This is a genomic window from Mesorhizobium qingshengii, from assembly GCF_900103325.1.
GTDB lineage: Bacteria > Pseudomonadota > Alphaproteobacteria > Rhizobiales > Rhizobiaceae > Mesorhizobium > Mesorhizobium qingshengii.
This window is the reverse complement of the sequence record NZ_FMXM01000002.1, coordinates 44,230-64,478: the sequence shown is the minus strand read 5'-3', so window position 1 is coordinate 64,478 and position 20,249 is coordinate 44,230. Positions and strand designations below refer to the sequence as shown.

19 protein-coding genes and 1 pseudogene are annotated in these 20,249 nt (G+C 59.7%); 8 read left to right on the top strand and 12 right to left on the bottom strand.

Annotated elements, in window-relative coordinates; translation table 11 throughout:
- The first annotated feature begins 40 nt into the window (after positions 1–40).
- From BLS48_RS35515 to BLS48_RS36525, 3 genes are all read left to right on the top strand, one after another.
- Positions 41–205 (top strand): hypothetical protein, encoded by a 165-nt coding sequence (locus tag BLS48_RS35515; protein ID WP_167364891.1) that lies wholly within the window; start codon positions 41–43, stop codon positions 203–205.
- 140 nt (positions 206–345) lie between these two features.
- Positions 346–981 carry a lysylphosphatidylglycerol synthase domain-containing protein gene (locus tag BLS48_RS35510; RefSeq protein WP_167364890.1) on the top strand — a complete coding sequence of 212 codons (636 nt, stop codon included), beginning with the start codon at positions 346–348 and terminating at the stop codon, positions 979–981.
- A complete protein-coding gene (locus BLS48_RS36525) occupies positions 897–1,316 on the top strand; it encodes a lysylphosphatidylglycerol synthase transmembrane domain-containing protein (RefSeq protein ID WP_167364889.1) in 420 nt (139 codons plus the stop codon). Before BLS48_RS35510 ends, BLS48_RS36525 begins: the two co-directional genes overlap by 85 nt.
- A 269-nt stretch (positions 1,317–1,585) precedes the next feature.
- Here the strand turns inward: BLS48_RS36525 and BLS48_RS36520 are convergent, their stop codons facing one another.
- From BLS48_RS36520 to BLS48_RS36730, 3 genes and pseudogenes are all read right to left on the bottom strand, one after another.
- The gene (locus BLS48_RS36520; protein ID WP_280142497.1) at positions 1,586–1,930 is read right to left on the bottom strand and encodes an ABC transporter permease; all 345 of its coding nucleotides are present in this window, start codon (positions 1,928–1,930) and stop codon (positions 1,586–1,588) included.
- A 106-nt stretch (positions 1,931–2,036) separates the two neighbouring features.
- Positions 2,037–2,384: pseudogene (locus tag BLS48_RS36735) on the bottom strand (ABC transporter permease); the annotation flags it as partial.
- A complete protein-coding gene (locus BLS48_RS36730) occupies positions 2,282–2,878 on the bottom strand; it encodes an ATP-binding cassette domain-containing protein (RefSeq protein WP_091575593.1) in 597 nt (198 codons plus the stop codon). The pseudogene BLS48_RS36735 and the gene BLS48_RS36730, both read right to left, overlap by 103 nt.
- Positions 2,879–3,302: 424 nt before the next feature.
- Here BLS48_RS36730 and BLS48_RS00265 point away from each other — a divergent pair, with 424 nt between their 5' ends.
- Together BLS48_RS00265 and glk are read left to right on the top strand one after the other, a co-directional pair.
- Positions 3,303–3,965, top strand: a complete 663-nt coding sequence (locus BLS48_RS00265) for a DUF6629 family protein (RefSeq protein WP_143019360.1) — start codon at positions 3,303–3,305, stop codon at positions 3,963–3,965.
- Positions 3,966–4,433: 468 nt separating this feature from the next.
- Positions 4,434–5,420, top strand: a complete 987-nt coding sequence (gene glk / locus BLS48_RS00260; RefSeq protein WP_167364888.1) for a glucokinase — start codon at positions 4,434–4,436, stop codon at positions 5,418–5,420.
- Positions 5,421–5,486: 66 nt separating this feature from the next.
- Here glk and BLS48_RS00255 read toward each other — a convergent pair whose 3' ends face one another.
- From BLS48_RS00255 to BLS48_RS00230, 6 genes are all read right to left on the bottom strand, one after another.
- Entirely contained in the window at positions 5,487–6,437 is a 951-nt protein-coding gene (locus BLS48_RS00255; protein ID WP_244529472.1) for a 1-phosphofructokinase family hexose kinase, read from the bottom strand.
- A gap of 382 nt (positions 6,438–6,819) precedes the next feature.
- Positions 6,820–7,926, bottom strand: coding sequence for an ABC transporter ATP-binding protein (locus BLS48_RS00250; RefSeq protein WP_091575591.1), 1,107 nt, complete (start codon positions 7,924–7,926; stop codon positions 6,820–6,822).
- Positions 7,927–7,930: 4 nt separating this feature from the next.
- Positions 7,931–8,824: a carbohydrate ABC transporter permease gene (locus BLS48_RS00245; RefSeq protein ID WP_425284641.1), complete on the bottom strand. Its 894-nt coding sequence runs from the start codon at positions 8,822–8,824 to the stop codon at positions 7,931–7,933.
- Positions 8,821–9,714, bottom strand: a complete 894-nt coding sequence (locus BLS48_RS00240) for a carbohydrate ABC transporter permease (RefSeq protein WP_091574558.1) — start codon at positions 9,712–9,714, stop codon at positions 8,821–8,823. Before BLS48_RS00240 ends, BLS48_RS00245 begins: the two co-directional genes overlap by 4 nt.
- A 506-nt stretch (positions 9,715–10,220) precedes the next feature.
- Complete coding sequence (locus tag BLS48_RS00235) at positions 10,221–11,231, bottom strand: LOG family protein (RefSeq protein ID WP_091574556.1); 1,011 nt, start codon at positions 11,229–11,231, stop codon at positions 10,221–10,223.
- 235 nt (positions 11,232–11,466) lie between these two features.
- Positions 11,467–12,729, bottom strand: coding sequence for an ABC transporter substrate-binding protein (locus tag BLS48_RS00230; protein ID WP_091574553.1), 1,263 nt, complete (start codon positions 12,727–12,729; stop codon positions 11,467–11,469).
- A 387-nt stretch (positions 12,730–13,116) separates the two neighbouring features.
- Here BLS48_RS00230 and ppsA point away from each other — a divergent pair, with 387 nt between their 5' ends.
- Entirely contained in the window at positions 13,117–15,534 is a 2,418-nt protein-coding gene (gene ppsA / locus BLS48_RS00225) for a phosphoenolpyruvate synthase (RefSeq protein ID WP_091575589.1), read from the top strand.
- Positions 15,531–16,223 carry a CBS domain-containing protein gene (locus tag BLS48_RS00220; protein ID WP_091574550.1) on the top strand — a complete coding sequence of 231 codons (693 nt, stop codon included), beginning with the start codon at positions 15,531–15,533 and terminating at the stop codon, positions 16,221–16,223. The genes ppsA and BLS48_RS00220 overlap by 4 nt, the downstream gene beginning before the upstream one ends.
- 70 nt (positions 16,224–16,293) lie before the next feature.
- Here the strand turns inward: BLS48_RS00220 and BLS48_RS00215 are convergent, their stop codons facing one another.
- From BLS48_RS00215 to BLS48_RS00205, 3 genes are all read right to left on the bottom strand, one after another.
- A complete protein-coding gene (locus BLS48_RS00215; protein WP_091574548.1) occupies positions 16,294–16,740 on the bottom strand; it encodes a pyridoxamine 5'-phosphate oxidase family protein in 447 nt (148 codons plus the stop codon).
- Between the two features lie 302 nt (positions 16,741–17,042).
- Complete coding sequence (locus BLS48_RS00210; RefSeq protein ID WP_091574545.1) at positions 17,043–17,513, bottom strand: host attachment protein; 471 nt, start codon at positions 17,511–17,513, stop codon at positions 17,043–17,045.
- Positions 17,514–17,628: 115 nt separating this feature from the next.
- Positions 17,629–18,906 carry an MFS transporter gene (locus BLS48_RS00205; RefSeq protein ID WP_091574543.1) on the bottom strand — a complete coding sequence of 426 codons (1,278 nt, stop codon included), beginning with the start codon at positions 18,904–18,906 and terminating at the stop codon, positions 17,629–17,631.
- A 464-nt stretch (positions 18,907–19,370) separates the two neighbouring features.
- Between BLS48_RS00205 and BLS48_RS00195 the strand changes: the two genes are divergently transcribed.
- Positions 19,371–20,018 carry a BON domain-containing protein gene (locus BLS48_RS00195; RefSeq protein WP_091575588.1) on the top strand — a complete coding sequence of 216 codons (648 nt, stop codon included), beginning with the start codon at positions 19,371–19,373 and terminating at the stop codon, positions 20,016–20,018.
- Positions 20,019–20,249: the final 231 nt, after the last annotated feature.

Genomic DNA, 20,249 nt, shown 5'->3' with positions numbered 1-20,249 from the left:
GGAATCTGACTACTATGGATTTACTGTTGCGAGGTCAGCCATGGAAATCACACCACAGGTTCGGTTTCGCGGCATGGAGCCACCACCTTCCGCGGAAATGGTCATCCGGGGCATCGCGTCGTCGACTCTGCACAACGCCGTGACATCGTTGAATTTGGCGGGCGGCGCGCGCATGGCGCCATTCGCTGTGGTGAAGCTAGCTTGACGCTCGTTGGCGCAAATCAACCGGCACCAGACGATAGTGGCCGCGAACCTGCAGTACCGCAGCCACCAGCTTTAGCTGACGTTCCGTTTCCCGATCATCCAGAGCCAACTGGCCTCACGCTCGGCATTGCAGCGGGGTGGGTGCTTGGTATCCTGGCTCTTGCCGGCCTCGTTACCTTCGTCCTGCATTTCAGCGATATCCAGGTTTTTGTTGGCAAGCTCCGCCGTGCCGATCCGCTGTGGATCGCAGCAGCGGCCCTGTGCCAGGCTGCAACCTATCTATGCGCCTCGGCTGTATGGTGGGGCGTGCTGAGGCGGGCTGGCGAAACACGCCCATTCTTGAGCCTTTTGAACTTGGCGCTGGTGCAGCTCTTCGTCAATCAGGCTGTGCCGTCCGGAGGTATCAGTGGCACGGTGATGGTCGTGCGCGGTCTGCAACGTCGAGGGGTTTCGGCGCCGATTGCGATGACCGCTCTGCTTGTCGCGGCTCTATCCTACTATGCCGCCTACTTCATGGTTGCGCTGCTGGCCTTCATCCTGTTGTGGGACATGGGGGATCTCGGCACGGCATGGAAATCGCTATCGATCGCCTTTTTCGCTGTTGTCATCACTTTGGGCGTCACTGTCCTTGCCCTGACGCGCTCACGCGGGCGCTTCATCCCCAAATTCGTGCTCAACTGGCGCCCGGCAGCGTGGCTTGCCGATATCCTCAAGCGGGTTCACATCGACATGCTCCGCGATGGAGGCGTCATCCTGAAGCGGTCGCGTTCCAGATAGCCGTTTTCTTGCTGGACGTAATGACACTGTGGTGTGTCGTTCGCGCGGTTGGCATGACGCTCTATCCCGCAGGCGTCTTCGTCAGCTTCGTGCTTGCATCCGTGGTGGCGACGCTCTCGCCGGTGCCACTTGGCCTGGGGACATTCGAAGGCACTTGCATGGCCATGCTTCACCTGATGGGTGGAGGCGTTGAAGGCAGTCTCGCAGCAACCCTGATCCTGCGCGGCTTCACCCTTTGGCTTCCTATGTTGCCTGGGTTGTGGATGATCCGGAGGGAAGGCCGGCAAAGCGGCGACAATAGCAAGCACTCACCTGCTACCGGCGGTTCAGTCTAACCGGAAGCCATTGGATTCCCTGACATTCAACAAGAAAGATCTGGCCTGACCTATTGATAGTTCGTAACTTCTTAAGTTAACGAAGAGGGCGACGTGGCGCACATCTGAAATGTCTATGCTCTTCGGCTCGGCGGATGTCATAGGCATGCGGCTCTGGTGCAGAGAGGTATGCCGTGGATCGGTTCATTGCTCGCGCCAACACCGGAACCTTCTCGATAAGCTGCAATTCGAGGCGAGCCCCAGTCGAGGCACATGGCACGGCAGTGCCTTCACGTGGTCATGCGTGGATACAGCCTTGCGGCGATCGCGACCAAAACCGCGAAGGCGGCCGCGAGGACGGAGCAGTCGACCGCAAGCCCGAACTTGCTCTGTCCACCGATCAGCATCAACGTTCGCAGGGCGTCGACCTGATAGGTAAGCGGATTGGCGAGCGAGATCGTCCTCAGCCAGCTCGGCATGATATCGATCGGATAGATGGCGTTGCTGGCGAAGAAGATTGGCATCGTCAGCACCTGACCGATGCCCATGAAACGCTCGCGCGTTTTCACGATGCAGGCGATGATCAGCGAGAATGTGGAGAACAGTCCCGAACCCAGTGCAATCAGGCACGCCACGCCAAGAAGGCTGGCAGGGCTCAGGTCGACCTCGACTGCCGAGCGCCAGCGCCAGCGCCAGAAGATAGACGACGACAGCCTGCGTCAAGCCGCGAACAGCGGACGACAACGCCTTGCCGAGGACCAGCGCGCTGCGCGGCGCCGGGCTCACCATGTAGCGGTGGAGGATGCCGAGGTCGCGCTCCCAGATAGCGGCGATGCCGTAGAAGATCGCCGCGAAAAGCACACTTTGGGCGAGGATGCCCGGCGCCAGGAAGTCGAGATAGCGACCGTTGCCAGACGTCAGGCCACGCACCTGGGTCATCACCTCGCCGAACAAAACAAGCCAGATCGCCGGCTGGATGGCGCGTGTCAGGATTTCGCTCGGATCATGCCGCAATTTGCGTATCTCCGCATCGGCCACCGCATGAACCTCGGTGCCATAATCGATGATCGCTTGAACGGTCCTAGCCATGATCGCTGGCACTCCTGCGCGTCTGCCTGACATCCCGGTAGTCGCCACCCATTTCGACATCGCCGCCGGCGATCGCCATGAAGACGTCGATCCGCTGCTCCGGCAAGTTCCGTCATCTCCAGCGCTTCCCTGATCCGCTGTTCGCGCTCGGCGCGCGGAATGAGGTAGAGCCGCGCGGACAACAGCAGGTTCTTGTAGCCGGTCAGCGCCCCGTCGGCCGAAAGCAACTGCGGCACATAACCGATGTGGGCACGAATGCGCCCTGCTTGGCGCCGCAGGTCGTATCCCGCGACCGTGGCACTGCCACTCGATGGCGGCAACAGGGTCGTCAGCATCTTGATCAATGTTGTTTTTCCCGCGCCATTGGGGCCGATCAGGCCGAAGATCTCTCGCTGGCGCACCTGCAGATCAACGCGGTCGACAACCACGTTTTGATCGAACGACTTCGAAAGGCCATGCGTTTCTATGGGTAAAATCGTTGAGGGAGCGAGCATGGGCCTGGCTTTCGTTCGGTCCCGTATCTGGCGGGTGGAAGTGCTTCAATCCGGGAAAAAAGTGAAACGGTGCTCACCGCGCGGGGCGCCCAGAATTGAGCGTCAGCCTAGGCGATGCCGGAGGCCTGCAAATTGATTCAAGGCAAAGCGATCCCTCGAAAACGCAGTCCGGGGGAGGACGCGATTTGGAGCCTGACACGTAGCAATGGGCTGTCCCGCATTTTGCCGGGAATGGCTGAAAGGGCGTCAGTCGGGGGCATGTCGGCATGCGCCGAGCGAAAATCGTGCGGGCCCTGGCGCGATCTAGATCCAGTACAGGCTGACACGGCACGTGTGGAGAGCCGGTGGCGAAACTATTCGAGAATATTGGAGCGCCGCTGGCCTAAACCTGCCAAGCTTGGATCTAGGCAGCGAAAGACCGGCGATGTGCTTTTCAGCAACGGCAAGTTTTCTCACCGCGGGTCTGACCGCCGCGATGGGAATCACCGCACTCCGACGAGCCAGGACATGGCGAGAATTGCCCCTGGCCATGGCTCCTATTTTCTTCGCCGCCCAGCAGGTCTTAGAAGGCTTGCTGTGGCTCAATCTCCCGACAGCGCGAGACGGATCGATTTCAGCCGGGCTGACATTTCTATTTCTCATCCTTGCAGAGTCGTTCTGGCCGATTTACGCGCCAATTGCCGTGATGTTGGTCGAGCCAAACCAAAGTCGCCGAAGAGTCATCCTAGCCTGTGTAGCTGCCGGTCTGGGTGTCGGCACCTACCTCCTTTGGGACATCGTCAATTGGCCACACGGCGCCACCATCCAGGATGGCCATATTGTCTACGTCAATGTGACTGAACACGGTGTCGTGGTGGCACTTGCTTATCTTGCCGCGACCGTGCTCCCTTTGATGCTGTCGACGCAACGAACGGTGGTCGCTCTTGGAGGGATCATTCTCGTGGGTTTGGTCGTCGCCTACACGCTCTACTGGGAGGCTTTTGTTTCCGTCTGGTGCTTCTTCGCCGCTGCGGCGAGCGTCGTCATAGTTCTGCATTTCGAAAGGTCGCACCAAAGCAGGCCCGCCGTTGTCGCGATCAACAATTGATCGCAATTGCCCGAAATCGCGTCGGCTATTGGTTGCTGGGCAAGGATACGAGCGGCCTGGGGATCCCCACAAGAGATTTGATATGGCGATCATTGGAGACCGCTCAGGCCCAAGAACGAGTTCGTGATTTGAGTCGTCGGCCGTGTGCAGGCGGACAGTCTGGCGACGCCGACCGTTCGCTATTGGAAACGCCATTTGAAATGTCGAAATCAGACTGTGACCAGCAACTGCCAGACGCCGCACGAGCCTGGGAGTTTCTCTCAAACGCTCATTGTTAAAGCTCGAGGAGAGACACGACTTTCATGTTGACGTGAATCAAAATGGCTTTGGGAGCCTGTGCTAGCATTCAAACACTTGGGTGCATGACGACGCCTATTATGCACCTGCATTTGCGGATGGTCAGTTGGGAACTCAGCGCAAACATCCTTTGGCGTTTGGGCCTATCCGTCTGAAATGAGTGTTGGAAACATGACCCTGACCGATAAATCTCGCATTGCTCTTGTGGCTGACATAGGTGGGACCAACGCGCGGTTTGCGATAGCGGACATCGATGAACTCACAATCCAACATTTCGCCAGTTTTCGGTGCGACATGTTTCCATCGCTCCAGACCGCGATCAAAGCCTACATGGATTGCATCCCCCACCGGCCCTCGATCGCGGGTTTCGCTATTGCCGGTCCGGTTACGGAGGAGACTGTCCGCATGACAAATCTTCCATGGTCCTTCTCGCGCAAGGAGCTGTGCTTGGCGAGCGGCGCAAAGTACGTTCATTTGGTCAATGATTTCGAGGCGCTTGCCATGTCTCTGCCCTTCTTGGGGCCACACGACCTTCATAAAATCGGCGGGGGAGACCCGGTGGATCGCGCGCCGAAGGTGGTGCTTGGACCGGGCACGGGTCTAGGGGTCGCCGGTCTTGTCTCTTCTCCGTCAGGATGGGTCGCAATCCCCAGCGAAGGCGGCCACATATCCTTCGCGGCGGAAGATGCGGATGAACTCTCGCTCATCAAGCTCATCACAAAAAACGAAAAGCACGTCTCGGCGGAGCGTTTGATTTCGGGTCCAGGGCTCGTGCATATCTACCAGGCACTGGCCGAGACGCAGGGGGACGCGGTGGGACTAGCAACAGCACCCGAGATCGTGGAACAGGCGCTGCACGGCGAGAATCGCCTCGCCCTCGAGGCTCTCGGGTATCTTGAGAGGTGGCTCGGTCGTTTCGCTGGGGACATGGCCCTTGTCTACGGCGCTCGGGGCGGCGTCTACCTGGGCGGTGGCATCCCAGCGAGGGTTTTCGACCCTTCAGAAGCCACCGCGTTCCGTTTGGCGTTCTTCCACAGGGAGTTTCAATACAAGGGGCGCCTGTCATCCTATCTCGAGCCGATCCCGATCTTTGTGATCAAGGCGCTGGACGCAGGATTGCGTGGTGCGGCAGTGGCGCTGTCCCGTTCGGAATTCTGATGCCAACATATTTGACAGCATTTCGCGGGATAGGTCCGCGTTAGCTCAACGCGTTGGCGCCATCCGCTATTGTGACGATGCAGCCGCGCTCAGGTCGAACACGTCCTGTCGACGGCAAAGCTGAAAGCCGGGCCTCATAATTGCAGCTGCACCGGCCGCAACGCCCAATCTGAGGGCCTCCTCAGGGGCCTTACCTTCGGAAAGTGCCCAGATCATTGCTCCGAGGAAGCTGTCTCCCGCACCGACGGTAGAGCGCGCGCGCACATGGATCGCAGGCACGCGCAGCACACCCTGAGCGCTGGCAAGAAGTGCGCCGTCCGCCCCCATGGTAACCGCGACCAACTCTGCCGCGCCGCTGGCCACTATGTCGGACGCAGCTTGGCGGACACCCATTTCATCAAGTTTGTGGCCGACAAACTGCTCCAACTCCCCAAGGCTCGGTTTCACCAGGAAGACACGAGAATGCTTGAGCGTCGTACCGAGACCGGTGCCGGAACTGTCGAGAACAAATTTCGCACCGCGCGCTGCTGCCAACTTGGCCATTCGGCCGTAAATGTCGGAAGCAGTGTCTTTGGGGAGACTTCCGCTCGCAACAACGTACTGTCCCGCGTGGGATGCAATTATATCTAGACACGGCTTCAATTCTCCAGGCCGCACTGAAGGCCCTTCGGGAACGAAGCGATATTCGAGGCCCGTGCTGCGTTCGCGAACCATGAAGCTGATCCTGGTATCGCCCCTGATCGGCACAAGGTGACCGAGCACTCCTTCCTTTTGCAGCAAGCGCGCCAGTAGCGAGCCTGTCTCTCCTCCTGCAAGGAAGTAGGCTTCGGCTTCTCCTCCTAACGCCGTGATGACGCGGGCAACATTGATACCGCCACCGCCGGGATCAAACCTTGTGTCGGTGGTTCGCACCTTGCGAGTCGGGCGCACGGTTTCCGTTTCGCTTGAAACGTCGAGCGCTGGGTTGAGCGTTATGGTTAGGATCCGTGTCACGAGCTGCTCGGCAATCTTCCACACCAACCCGTGCAGTCATTGACGCTTGTGTATCGCGTACGCCAATCGCGACTGGCTATCTTAGAAACAGCTTGCTTGGACCCGGCCTGTCGCCGCCTTGACCTGGCGCAAAACATCAACACGAATAATGCACCTTGACCTCGACAACATCCATTGCCCCCAGGCCAAGGCGTTCGGTGCCAGCTATCCATTCAACTGGCGCACTCGACCACTGGGCAAATGCCACCCGCTATTGGACACGGGTATAGGACCTGGGTCAACGTCATTGGAAGCAGTTCAAGCCGCCTTGTGCGCTGGGGATGCCGGCGGGCGCGGGCTAAAGTCCGCATTGTCCCAAGGCCCGCAAAAATTGGGTTCCCGATGGGCCTCATCGAGGATCCTGACGTCAGAGGTGAAGGCCGGTTGCAGGATCGAATATCTTTGCGCGGTTCATGTTGACCTCGAACCGGAACATCGTCCCTACGGGCACTTTGTCCTGCGGGTCGACGCGCCCGATCGCCTCGATCCCCCCCAGTGTAAACACCAGCAACGTGTCCGGACCAGTCGGCTCGACCACGTCAATCGCGCGTTCGAACAAAAACGTATCCGCCCCGGGCCGGTGCGCGCCCTCACGAACGATCACCTCTGGCCTGAGGCCGAGTATGAGCTCGCCGCCCAGATGGGGTCTCGCTGCCGCTTCCAGCGCTTTGGGGATCGGAAACAGGACTGTGCCTGCGCGATCCTCGACCTGCAGCCTGAGACCCGCCTGCTCGATCACGCGCCCGCTGAACAGGTTCATCGATGGCGACCCGATGAAGCTCGCCACGAACAGGTCGACCGGCCTTTCATATATCTCCTCGGGCGGTCCGAACTGCCGGATCGTTCCGTTGTCCATGACCGCGATGCGCGATGCCAAGGACATCGCCTCTATCTGGTCGTGCGTGACATAGACGGTGGTCTTGCCGAGCCGCTGATGCAGCTTCTTGATCTCCGTACGCATCTCGACGCGCAGCTTGGCGTCAAGGTTTGAAAGCGGTTCGTCGAACAGAAAGACGGCGGGATGACGCACCAGTGCCCGTCCCATTGCAACTCGCTGGCGTTGGCCTCCCGAAAGCTGGCTAGGCTTGCGATCCAGCAATTTCTCGATGTGCAGGAGCGCGGCAACGTCGGCCAGCGCCCTCTCGCGCTCTGCAATCGGAACATGCCTGGTAACCAGGCCGAACGTGATATTGTCCTCCACCGATTTCGTCGGATAGAGGGCGTAGGATTGGAATACCATCGCGACGTCGCGGTCACGCGGCGGAATGTCGTTGACGCGTTCATCCCCGATGATGATTTCGCCGCTGCTCAGCGTCTCAAGGCCGGCGATGAGGTTCAGCAGAGTCGACTTGCCGCAGCCGGATGGCCCGACAAGAACGACGAATTCGCCTTCCTCCAGCGAAAGGTCAATGCCCTTTATCACTTCGCTCGAGCCGAAGAGCTTGCGCACGTTCTTCAATTCTATCTTTGCCAATGTATCATCCCTTGACTGCCCCAGCGGCGAGGCCGCGGACGAAATATCGGCCTGCAACCAGATAGATCAGAAGCGTCGGGATCGCGGCGATGATGGCAGCCGCCATGTCGACATTGTATTCCTTTACACCGGTCGATGTGTTCACCACGTTGTTCAACGCGACCGTCACCGGATTGCTGTCGCCCACGGTGAACGCGATCCCGAATAGGAAATCGTTCCATATCTGGGTGAATTGCCAGATCACCGTGACCACGATAGCTGGCGGCGCCATCGGCACGACGATCCGAAAGAAAATGCCGAAGAATCCCGCGCCATCGATCATCGCCGCCCGGATGATGCCGTCCGAAACGCCAATGAAGAAGTTTCGGAAGAACAGCGTCGTGAACGCAAGCCCATAGACTGTGTGAACGAGGATGAGCCCGTAAACGGATCCTGCCAGGCCAAGCACACCCAGCACGCGAGCCATCGGAAGCAGCACGACCTGGAAGGGGATGAACGCGCCGAACAGCATCATCGCAAAGATCGTGTCAGCCCCGCGGAAACGCCACTTGGTAAGGGCATATCCGTTGATCGCGCCTAAAAAGGTCGAGATGAGCACCGCTGGCACGACCATCATCACGGAGTTCAAGACATAGGGTTTCAACCCGTTGCAGCGCACACCGACGCAAGCTGTGCTCCAGGCCTTGCCCCAGGCATCGAAAGTCACTTGCTTGGGCAGGCTGATCAGCGAGCCCGACCGGATCTCCGCCAGCGGCTTCAGCGATGTTGTGATCATCACGAACAGGGGAGCTAGATAATAGAGACAGAAGAGGCAAAGCACGGCGAACAGCAGGACGCGCAGCACTCGCTGGCGCATGCCACCGGCGCGAACGATTCCGGCCACCGCCTGCGCGCTCACCGGTTCTTCTCTCTGAGTTCGGAATACAGGTAGGGGACAATGATCGCCAGGATGGTGACCAGCATCATCACCGCACTCGCAGCCGCAGTGCCCAGCTCGCTGCGCTGGAACGCAAAGGAATACATGAAGGTGGCGGGCATATCGGTAGCGTAGCCCGGCCCACCCCCGGTCAGCGCCATGACCAAGTCGAAGCTCTTGATGGCCAGGTGCGCCAGTATGATGAAGGTCGACATAAAGACAGGCCGCATCATCGGCAGGATGATCGAGACATAGGTGCGGATCGGCCCGGCGCCGTCGATCGCGGCGGCCTTGAGCACCTCGTCGTCAACGGACCTGAGGCCCGCCAGGAACAGCGCCATCGCATATCCAGACGATTGCCATACGCCGGCGATGACGATCGTGTAGATCGCCATGTCAGGATTGACGAGCCAATCGAAATGGAAGTTCTCGTAGCCGAGCTGCTGCATCAGATGCTCGATGCCAAGGCCGGGGTTGAGAATCCACTTCCACGCCGTGCCGGTCACAATGAATGAGAGCGCCATCGGATAAAGGTAGATCGTCCGGATCGCGCCCTCGATACGGATGCGCTGGTCGAGCAGGATCGCGAGCAGGATGCCGATCGCCGTGCAGCAAATGATGAACAGGCTCGAGAATATGAACAGGTTCGTGAGGGCCACGTACCAGCGGGGCGTGGCCCATAGCCTGACGTACTGACTGAGCCCGTCCAGAGCGTAGCTGGGCAGCACGGATGAGCGGGTGAAAGAGATGTAGACGGTCCAGACGATGAAGCCATAGACGAAAAACAGACTCATCGCGAAAAGCGGTGAGACTACGATCTGCGGCAGCCAACGATCCAGAAACCGGTCGACAGTCGTCGGGCGACGCTTCATTGGCTGGACCACTTGCGCCTCCCCATTGCGAGTACGGGGCCAAGGGGACAGTCCCGCAACAAACTCGAGGCTGCTGCTCGTGCTTCGCCGCTTTGGCAAACGGCTTGGCAGCATTTGCCGAGTTCATGGTGGAGTTGAAGAAGCAGCCTCATCTCACCCCCCGAGTAAGTCGGATCGATCCAACTTTAGACAGTCTGCGACGCGTGTATGGTGACCTCGTTGATTTGCGTCAATTTGCCGGGACAACATCGTTCCGATGTAGCGATTTACGCTGTTGTGCCGCGGTGGACTTGGCGTGTCGCGGCAGGATCTGCGAGCCGTCCGGCAGCCTCCGGGCCCGAAAGCCCTGCAGGCGAAGTCTCAAGCCGGCGAAGCAGTTCATCCGCGGGCACTGACGCCGGCACGCAGTCTATCTGCGGCAGCTCGAACTTGAGTGACGGCCTGAAAGTCTCCTCAGCCAATCAAGGTGCGCCGACCGGCGCAGGCCGCGCCATGGACAGAAATCTTCATGTGCCGGCGCCCCCAACAGGATAGAGCGGCTCTCCAGCCGCCGCATGCCACCGAAGGATGCCCTCCCAGATGTCCTCCGCGGTTTCGGCAAACCAGAAGAGGTCGCGATCCTCGGGATCGATGACCCCTTCCTCGACCAAGAAATCGATGTCTATTGCGCGGCGCCAGAATCTCTCACCCACGAGGATGATTGGGATCGGCTTGATCTTGCGGGTCTGAACGAGGGTCAGGGTTTCGAACAGCTCGTCGAACGTTCCAAATCCGCCAGGGAAGGCGACGAGAGCCTTGGCTCGCAGCAGGAAATGAAGCTTCCGGATGGCAAAATAATGCACCCGAAGGCAGAGTTCCGGGCTGACATATGGATTGGGATATTGCTCGTTCGGCAGGCTGATGTTGAGGCCCACCGATGGCGCGCCGAGATCGAAGGCGCCACGATTGGCGGCCTCCATGATCCCTGGGCCGGAACCGGTCATGATGACGATGCCGCGATCTTGCTGATCATGGTTGGCACGGCTGACCAGTCTGCTGAACTGGCGTGCGACATCGTAGAAGTGGGCCTTTGCCGCGATGCGTTCGGCCGCTCCGAGGCGTAAGCTCGCGTCAGCGTCCGGTTGCACCACCTCCGTACCACGAAGCGCCCGGAGGTTACGCTGCGCGGCAGCGGGCTCGCAGATGCGAGTGCTACCGAAAACGACAATCGTTCCGCGAATGCCGTGCTGGCGCAGCAGCATTTCCGGCTTCAGATAGTCAATCTCAAGCCGCGGGCCACGGGTGTCATCGTTCTCGAGAAAGGCGGGATCCTCGACAGGCAACCTATAACTGGGACTGGCGAGAATTGCCTCCAGCCTGCCAGCCGCCTCCGGATCGTCTTCGGGAGACTTGGGAGTCTGCCAGGGCAGCGGCAGCTGCCTCCGCGAGGGGTGGGGTGGCGAAGGAACAGGGTGGGTATCCACAATCGCCCGCTGTTTGCGTTTCGATTTGCGATCCTCGGATCGGCCCCGGTTCATTTTGATGGCTTTCCTGCAGATCGAAAGACGAACACGACAACTCATCGGTCTCGGGCAGAATTCGGATCAAATATCCTGCACCGCAGCATTCATTTTAGGCGGCTTCCGCGACATGCGTCGCGGGGCGTCTTTCCATCCCCTCGCGGGATAGCTGTCGAATAAGCTTGCCCGTCGCCCTCTGGACTTCACTTCCGGCGGAGCGGGACCGCGGAGGGCGGTCCCGCAATGGTTCAGGTCACGGCTGCTGCGCGCGCTTCACCGCTTTGGCAAGCGCCTTGACGGCATCTGCCGAACTCATGTCGGAGTTGAAGAAGTTCGTCACGAGGTCGAGGAACTCGCCCCGCACGGAGCGCGAGACCGCCATCTCATGAGCCATAGAAGGCACCAGCGAGTTGTCCTTGACCGCCGCCAACAGATCCTCATGCGACTTCAGCGCGCAGGAATCGAACTTGTCGAGCGGCACGTCGGTACGCGCGGGGATCGAGCCTTTGGCAAGGTTGAAGGTCTCCTGGAAAGCAGGCGACATGATCAAGCTTGCCAACACCGTCTGGCCCTTCAGCCGCTCTTGGCCGGAGACCTTGAAGAAGGTGAAGCTGTCCGAATTCAGGATGAACCCCTTGCCCGGCGTGGGCGCACACACGAAATCCACGCCTGGCTTCTTGCCGGCGGCCAGGAACTCACCTTTTGCCCAGTCGCCCATGATCTGGAAACCAGCTTGACCATTCATGACCATCGCCGTGGCGAGGTTCCAGTCACGTCCCGAGAAGTTTGGGTCGACATAACTGCGAAGCTTGCGCAGTTCGTCGAACGACTTGACCATCGTGTCGCTGGTCAAGGCCTTCTGGTCCAGATCGACGAGCGCCTTGCGATAGAAATCGGCCCCGCCGACGCCCAGCACGACGGTCTCGAACACGGTTGCATCTTGCCAAGGCTGGCCGCCATGGGCCAGCGGCGTAATCCCTGCCGCCTTCAGCTTTTCGGCATCGGCGTTGAACTCGTCCCACGTCGTTGGCATCCCGGTAATACCAGCCTTGGCCAGCACGGCCGGATTCGCCCAGAACCAATCGACACGGTGAATATTGACAGGAGCTGCGACGTACTTGCCTTCATATTTCATGATGCCGGCTAGAACCGGCGGCAGCACGGCGTCCCAGCCCTCTTTGGTGGCAACGTCGTTGACGTTGTTCAGCACGCCTTCCTTGGCCCATTCCTGGATGCCTGGTCCCTTGAGCTGCACCGCCGTTGGCGGATTTCCTGCCACGACGCGCGCGCGCAGAGCCGTCATTGCGGCGTCGCCGCCGCCGCCGGCGATCGGCGAGTCGATCCAGGTGCCGCCCTGGGTCTCAAATGATTTCTTCAGTTCGCCGACAGCTTTTGCCTCGCCGCCCGATGTCCACCAGTGAAGCACCTCCACGGTGCCATCCGCTCGCGCGGTGGTGGATGCCATCGCCAGCCCAAGCCCAAACGCGATCGCCACGCCTTGAATGAACAGTTTCATATTATCCTCCCGTTAGGTCGGATCGGTCCGACTTAGGGCAGGCTGCGACGGATGCGTGGTAGCGTCGTTGATTTGCGTCAATATGTGGGAGACACCCGGCTTCGATGTGGCGCTCAGGCCCTAGCCACGATCGAAGGCGTTGAAGTCGCGGGGGCGGGAGCCGGTGCACGCAATGCCATATTCCAGCACCCTTCCAGTAGATTGGACTTGTCCGACATATCCGCCTGCTGGCCCGCGCAGCAGTGCGGCGCGCTGTCCATGCCGATATATCGATGGCACGAGATGGATAAGGCGTTCGCACCGACGTCCTGTTTCGAATTCTTGACCGGGATCAAGGTTTCTGACCGCGAAATCGGCAGATTGACCAGAATGTTCCGGGAGAGTCGAATGAGTGGGCAATCATCACGAGTCGCCAGGCTAACGGTCCGATTTGAAGAGATCGGACGCGGTGATGTCGGCCGTGTCGGTGGCAAGAATGCTTCGCTGGGCGAGATGGTGCAGGCTTTGGCACCAAAGGGCATTCGTGTCCCGCCTGGTTTTGCGACCACGGCTGAGGCCTACTGGGATTTCATACAGGCGAACCGGCTGGAGGAGCGCATCCAAAAGCTGCTTGGCGCATTGGCTGCCGGCAAGGCCACTCTTGCCGAGACCGGCCAGGCGATTCGGGAATTGTTTCTGCATGGTGATTGGCCCGAGGAAACCGCGACGGCAATCACGACCGCCTATCGCGAGCTTTGCCAGCGCATTGGAAAAGCAGAGGTCGATGTCGCCGTGCGTTCGAGCGCGACCGCCGAGGATTTGCCCGACGCGAGCTTCGCCGGTCAGCAGGAAACCTTCCTGAACATTCGTGGTGACAAGGCTCTGTTGGTGGCATGCCGCCGTTGCTACGCATCGCTCTTTACCGATCGAGCCATCAGCTATCGCCAGGCAAAAGGCTTCGACCATATGAGCGTCGCCCTTTCAATCGGCGTGCAGCAGATGGTCCGTTCGGATCTTGGTGGATCGGGCGTCATGTTCTCGATCGACACGGAAACCGGCTTCAAGGATGTCGTCGTCATCGACGCCGCTTGGGGACTGGGCGAAAATGTTGTGCAAGGCGCCGTCGATCCTGACGAATATCAGGTCTTCAAGCCCTTGCTCTCCACTCCCGCTTTCGTCCCCATCATCGGCAAGAAGTGTGGCGGCAAGGCGCTGAAGATGATCTACGCCAACGGCGAGAAGCCAACCCGCAATGTGCCGACCTCGAAGATCGAGCGCACGGCTTTCGTTCTTGAGGATCGGGATATCCTGGTGCTTGCCAGATGGGCTGCTGCGATCGAGGCCCATTACGGCTGTCCGATGGACATGGAGTGGGCAAAAGACGGCGAGACAGGCGAGACCTTCATCGTCCAGGCGCGGCCAGAGACGGTCCAGTCCCGTCGCGAAATGGCAGCATTCAGGTCTTACACGATCACGCGAAAGGGCAGAAAGCTCACTACTGGCCTTGCTATCGGTGATGCGGTCGTCGCAGGTCGCGTCTGCCTGATCGAAAATGCCCGCGATATCGCCAACTTCGTCGACGGTGCAATCCTCGTCACCGGAACCACCGATCCGGATTGGGTGCCAATCATGAAGCGGGCAGCGGCGATCGTCACCGATCACGGCGGGCGCACGTCGCATGCTGCCATCGTCAGTCGCGAACTCGGCTTGCCAGCAATCGTCGGGACCGGCAACGCTACTGAGTTGCTGCATGGCGAGCAGGTGGTAACGGTGTCCTGCGCCGAAGGCGACCAGGGATTTGTCTACGAAGGAACGGCCGACTTCGAAACAGAGATGGTCGACATGACCAACCTTCCCGAAACGCACACCCAGATTATGCTCAATCTGGCAAATCCGGCCGCCGCGTTGCACTGGTGGCGTCTTCCCGCCGACGGTGTCGGTCTCGCCCGCATGGAGTTCGTCGTGAGCAACCACATCCGCGTCCATCCGATGGCGCTGGTGCACTTCGACCAGCTCAAGGACGAGGCCGCCAAGCGCGAGATCGCGGAATTGACGGCCGGCTATGCTGACAAGACGGAGTATTTTGTCGACCGGTTGGCGCGCGGGCTGTCGCGCATCGCCGCGGCGCTTTACCCGAAGCCCGTCATTGTGCGCATGAGCGATTTCAAGACCAATGAATATGCCGGGCTGATAGGTGGCGCCCAGTTCGAGCCAAAAGAGGAAAACCCGATGATCGGGTTCCGAGGAGCATCCCGCTACTACTCCCCGCTTTACCGCGAGGGCTTCGCGCTTGAGTGCCGAGCCATCCGTCGGCTGCGGAACGAAATGGGATTTCGGAACGTCATCGTGATGATCCCGTTTTGCCGGTCGACGCATGAGGCCGACCAGGTGCTCGAGGCCATGGCAGCGAACGGGCTCAGGCGCGGCGAAGATGGCTTGGAGGTCTTCGTCATGTGCGAAATCCCATCCAACGTCATCCTAGCGGCGGAATTCGCAAAACGCTTCGACGGCTTCTCGATCGGATCGAACGACCTTACACAGCTCACACTTGGCGTCGATCGGGACTCCGCCGAGCTCGCGAGCTTGTTCGACGAACAAGATGCCGCGGTCAAATGGATGATCTCGAACGTCATCAGTGCAGCCCGCAAGTCTGGCGCCAAGATTGGCCTCTGTGGGCAAGCGCCGAGCGATCATCCCGAATTCGCGACATTCCTCGTCGACTGCGGCATCGACTCGATCTCGGTCAGTCCAGACAGCTTCATCGCGGTGAAGCGCAAGGTCGCCATGGCTGAAGCGGCGACCAGAAACAGTGAGGCAATACAATGAAAGCCAGTGACATCATGACCTTGGGGGCGACGACGGTACGTCCTGACACCACCATCGAGCATGCGGCGCGTGTCATGCTTGAGCACCACGTCAGCGGCCTGCCGGTCGTCAACGCACAAGGAAAGCTGCTGGGCATTGTTACCGAGCGCGATCTGTTGCGTCGGGAGGAGATCGGAACCGAGCGTCATCGCCCACGATGGCTCGAAATCTGGCTGAGTGCGAGACAATTGGCGCAGGAATACGCGCAGGAGCATGGGCGGAAGGTCGAGCACGTCATGAGCCGCGACGTCGCAAGCGTCGGACCGGACACCCCCGTCAGCGAGATCGTCGACCTGATGGAAGAACGCGGCATCAAGCGGTTGCCTGTCGTCAGCGACGGCAAAGTGATCGGCATCGTAAGCCGCTCCAACCTATTGTCGGCGCTGTCGCGACATACTGGTGAAATCCCTTCATCGGTCTTCAGCGACCTGGCAATCCGCAAGAGCATTTTGGACGAAGTCGAAAGCAAACCCTGGACGCATGGCGCCACGATCGACGTCGTCGTTCGCGACGGTGTCGTCAATCTGAACGGAACGGTCGCGGATGAAAAGGTGCGCGCAGCAATACGCATCGCGGCGGAAAACACGCCCGGCGCTGTCCGCGTAGTGGACAATCTCCGCGTTGTCACTTTATCTGCCGGCTACACGTGAGCGTCCCTCGGGAGCTCGCAACGGAATTCATCAAGGGGGCTCGTGACCAGAGTTGATCCGCGCACGCCCTTTACTCCTTCGCTTCGCGCCCCGAAACCTCCTCAATGACTATACGGAAGAAGATGTGCCGGGCATCGTCGGCCAAGGGAGGCGTCACAGGCTTCAGGGCGCCGGGCTCCCACCAATCCGTATGAGTGCTCAGCAACGACCATGCATGATCCCGCTGGCGCTTGTGCCCAATCCGCTCGGGCAGCTCTTCATAGCGTCCGTCCACGATCACGCTCTTCCATTGACGTCTTTGTAGCGGACTTTCGACGAGCACCGACACTTGCGGATTGGCACGCATCCAGTCGATCTTCTTGCCTGGAATGGAGAAGGCATAGAGTGCCTCATCCGCGTAGGCGTAGTAGATCGGAACCAGATAGGGGCGCCCGTCCTTGGCGCAAGCCAGACGGGCCAAATGATGCCCGGCCAGCACCTTTGTACATTCGTTCATGCCTAGGGTGCGTATCAACATCGTTCATCTCCCGAGGGTCAAGAACCTAGGAATTCGCGCGGCCACCGTCAGATGCATCAAATTGCCCCGGAGAGCCGATGGCCCGGTCTCGCGGCAGACAGCAGATCGCTTTCACCTGATTCTTCGCCGGCCTGAACACGGCCGGTTGCTGCCAGGTTCAACCCCGAGGGCTGAGACGGCGCCCACGGAAATAACTATCTCGTCGGGACCGCTACATATGAGCCGAGGTCGCGCCTGCGCGGCGTTTTCATCCATGACCGCAGGAAACCCCTATCGATAGCGTGAACGAACGCCTCTGCTGCTCATTCATCCGTGGATAGGCGCTTGATTTCGAGCTTCCGGATCACGTCCCGAAGCTCATGTTCCGGCAGCTTGGTGAAATCCTTGGCTATTTCGGCGGCCGTGACCTTGCGAAGGCTTTCCGGAAAAGCGAGACGAAGGTCGCCTAGCATTTGGGGGGCGGCGGCGACCACGAGCTGGTCGAAATCTCCAGCAAGATGATGACCCTGCAGCGTGTCGGCCAGCTTTGCAGCAAAGGCTCGGTCCTCATCGCGAACCGGATCGGAATGATATTCCATCGCCGATCGTCGTGCCCCAGTCGAAGCGAAGCTGCGACCCGGCTTGTCGGCCATGATCTCGCGCAATTGCCGCGGTTCCGAATGGAACACCAGATCTTCTTGTTTGTCAGGCGTCTTCCCGGTCGATAGGACATCTCGCAGAATTCGTGCGCGTGCTCCATCTGCGACCAGGACCCAGGTTCTCTGCGGTTTCATGATAGCCTCGTTCAGATGATTTATTTTGAATCATACAGTAGGCTAGAAGTTTGGTTTTGATCCGGGTCAATGCTGCCTTGCATCGCTGCCAATTGGTTTCCATCGAATAGGTACATCAGGGACGAGTTTCGGATTGACTGGACGTCGTTCCTTCTTCGGTCTCGGTCTTCTGATTGCGCCCAAGGGCTGGGACACGCCAGCGGACCAGGCCAAGACCAAGGAGCGCCAGCGCGGTGAAACCCGCGCCCGCCAGGAAGGTCATCTGCGGGCCAAAATTGTCCCAGAGCATGCCTGCCAACAGGCTGGCCGCCAGCAGCGAGAGCCCACCCGACAGATTGAAAATCCCGAAGGCGGTGCCTCTCAATTCTGGCGGCGCCGTATCGGCGACCAGCGTTGCCAAAAGCCCTTGTGTAAATCCCAGATGCAGGCCCCAGAGCGCCACGCCGAGCGCGACACCGGCAAGATTTCCGGGACGCGCCAGGACAAGGTCTGCAGCAATCAGGATCGAAAAGCCGATAATTAGCATTGTCAGGCGATTGACGCGATCGGAGAGCGCGCCCGCCGGATAGGCCGCGAGCGAGTAGATTACGTTCATGACCACGAGTACCAAGGGGATGAGTACGATCGGCAAACCCATTGCTTGCGCGCGCAGTATCAGAAAGGCCTCGCTGAATCTGGCCAAAGTGAACACCGTGGCGACGCACACGACGAGCCAGAAGGAAGAGCCAAGGCTCCGCAGCTCAGGCAGACTCAAGGGCGCGCGCACCTCGCGCAGACCCGCAGGTCGCGCTGGCTCTTTGACCACAACGAGCAGCAAAGCCACCGCCAGCACGCCAGGTAGGATCGCGACCCAGAACACGATCTGAAACTGATTGAAGGTCAGCCACATGAAGCCAATCGCCAGGAGCGGTCCGACAAATGCACCAACCGTGTCGAGCGACTGACGAAGGCCGAAACTCGCGCCTCGCAAGTGGGGCGGAGCAATATCTGCAACCAGCGCGTCACGGGGTGCATCGCGGATTCCCTTGCCGATCCGGTCGACAAAGCGCGCCGCCATGACCCAGCCGACTGTTGAAGCCAGCGGGAACACCAGCTTGGTGACGGCGGCGAGACCGTAACCGATGACGGCCAGCAGCTTGCGTTTTCCCAACCAATCAGACAGCGCACCGGAGAAGACCTTGGTGATGGCGGCCGTCGCCTCAGCAACGCCTTCGATCATCCCGACCGTCACCATTGATGCCCCCATTGCGGTCACGAGGTAGATCGGCAGCAAAGCGTGGATCATCTCGGACGAGACGTCCATCAGCAGCGACACGAAGCCCAGCGCCCAGATTCCTGCGGGGATGGTCCGCAGGCGGATGGGGGCATTTTCTGACGTCTCGAAGTGTTCCATGCCTCCCCTGTCAGCAGGTCGATACTGCCGCGATCTCGGCGGGTCGTGTCCACCGTATCGAACCCGTGCCGGCAATGTCCATCGAGATCAAGTGGGTGAGTGGGCGGCCACAGTCGCCGAAGAGTGGACTTGCAGTTCTCCGCTGTACGCCTGCGCAGGCTGAGGTCCGGACGATGGACCATCGCCTCGCGCAGACGGCCGACCTCGCAGTGGGCACTCAGGCCTGTCTTGCGCCAATCCTTTCGCAGCGCGCTGACGGCACAGGTGCACATCTCGTAAACGGCGAGGATGGCGACGGTGACCGCCGCTTCGGCCGAACGGTAATCGCGCTGATCAGTCTCGCGGCGCACCCGGAAGAGGATCCCCCAAGCACACTAGCCTTTTGATTCTCATCAAGGCGGCGACCGCTCCTTCGTGCATTTTGAAATCGTCGAGTGGGTGCGAACCGCTCGTGGAGGTGCGACATGAACGACAATATCTTGCGACAGAACATCATCGATGAGCTGGAGTTCGAGCCCAGTATCGACGCGGCCAACATCGGCGTCGCCGTCGACAACGGTGTAGTCACACTGACTGGCCACGTCTCGACGTTTGCACAGAAGGCAGCAGCGGAAAATGCGGTACTCTCCGTCAAGGGCGTAAAAGGTGTTGCCCAGGAGATCGAAGTACGGCCTTTCGGCGCCAATGTCACCGCTGACGACGAGATCGCGAAGCGTGCTCTGCATACAATCAGCTGGAATACGGTGGTCCCCGACGGAGCAGTGCAGGTGAAGGTCCAAGATGGCTGGATAACCCTCACCGGTAAGGTGGACTGGCAGTATCAGAGAGCCGCAGCGTTCGCCGCCATCCGGTACTTGGACGGCGTGCTCGGCGTCTACAACAACATTGAGGTAAAGCCCCACGCATCAGTACCGGACGTAAAAAAGCGCATAGAAGATGCATTGAAACGCAACGCCGAAGTTGAGGCGAAGGGCATAGAAGTCACCGTGTCCGGCGGAAAGGTTACGCTCGATGGCAAGGTGCATACCTGGGCCGAGCGGAGTGCGACGGTGAGGGCCGCCTGGGCCGCGCCTGGGGTCCATATGGTCGATGACCGTATTATGATCGTCTGATATGTTCGGGCGGTAAAGGGGAGGCGGATCGTGGTCCGCTCCCTCTTTTTTCGGCAGCTATCAGGAAAGCGATGGTACTCGAAAGGATCGGCACTCCTTTGAAGCTGATCGGTGGGTGAGACCGGGTTGAAGATTGAGGCATGGCTGTCTGCCGGACCAATCTGCACTTCGTCAACGGTGATCTGCTCCACCCGCAACAGCCGCTCGTCGCCGGTGATGAAATTCCTGGAG

Bases quoted from the DNA above. Each gene is read 5' to 3' on its own strand.
- BLS48_RS35515 (WP_167364891.1), top strand. From the start codon at position 41: ATGGAAATCACACCACAGGTTCGGTTTCGCGGCATGGAGCCACCACCT.
- BLS48_RS36730 (WP_091575593.1), bottom strand. From the start codon at position 2,878: ATGCTCGCTCCCTCAACGATTTTACCCATAGAAACGCATGGCCTTTCG.
- BLS48_RS00265 (WP_143019360.1), top strand. From the start codon at position 3,303: ATGTGCTTTTCAGCAACGGCAAGTTTTCTCACCGCGGGTCTGACCGCC.
- glk (WP_167364888.1), top strand. From the start codon at position 4,434: ATGACCCTGACCGATAAATCTCGCATTGCTCTTGTGGCTGACATAGGT.
- BLS48_RS00240 (WP_091574558.1), bottom strand. From the start codon at position 9,714: ATGAAGCGTCGCCCGACGACTGTCGACCGGTTTCTGGATCGTTGGCTG.
- BLS48_RS00235 (WP_091574556.1), bottom strand. From the start codon at position 11,231: ATGAACCGGGGCCGATCCGAGGATCGCAAATCGAAACGCAAACAGCGG.
- BLS48_RS00230 (WP_091574553.1), bottom strand. From the start codon at position 12,729: ATGAAACTGTTCATTCAAGGCGTGGCGATCGCGTTTGGGCTTGGGCTG.
- ppsA (WP_091575589.1), top strand. From the start codon at position 13,117: ATGAGTGGGCAATCATCACGAGTCGCCAGGCTAACGGTCCGATTTGAA.
- BLS48_RS00220 (WP_091574550.1), top strand. From the start codon at position 15,531: ATGAAAGCCAGTGACATCATGACCTTGGGGGCGACGACGGTACGTCCT.
- BLS48_RS00215 (WP_091574548.1), bottom strand. From the start codon at position 16,740: ATGTTGATACGCACCCTAGGCATGAACGAATGTACAAAGGTGCTGGCC.
- BLS48_RS00210 (WP_091574545.1), bottom strand. From the start codon at position 17,513: ATGAAACCGCAGAGAACCTGGGTCCTGGTCGCAGATGGAGCACGCGCA.
- BLS48_RS00205 (WP_091574543.1), bottom strand. From the start codon at position 18,906: ATGGAACACTTCGAGACGTCAGAAAATGCCCCCATCCGCCTGCGGACC.
- BLS48_RS00195 (WP_091575588.1), top strand. From the start codon at position 19,371: ATGAACGACAATATCTTGCGACAGAACATCATCGATGAGCTGGAGTTC.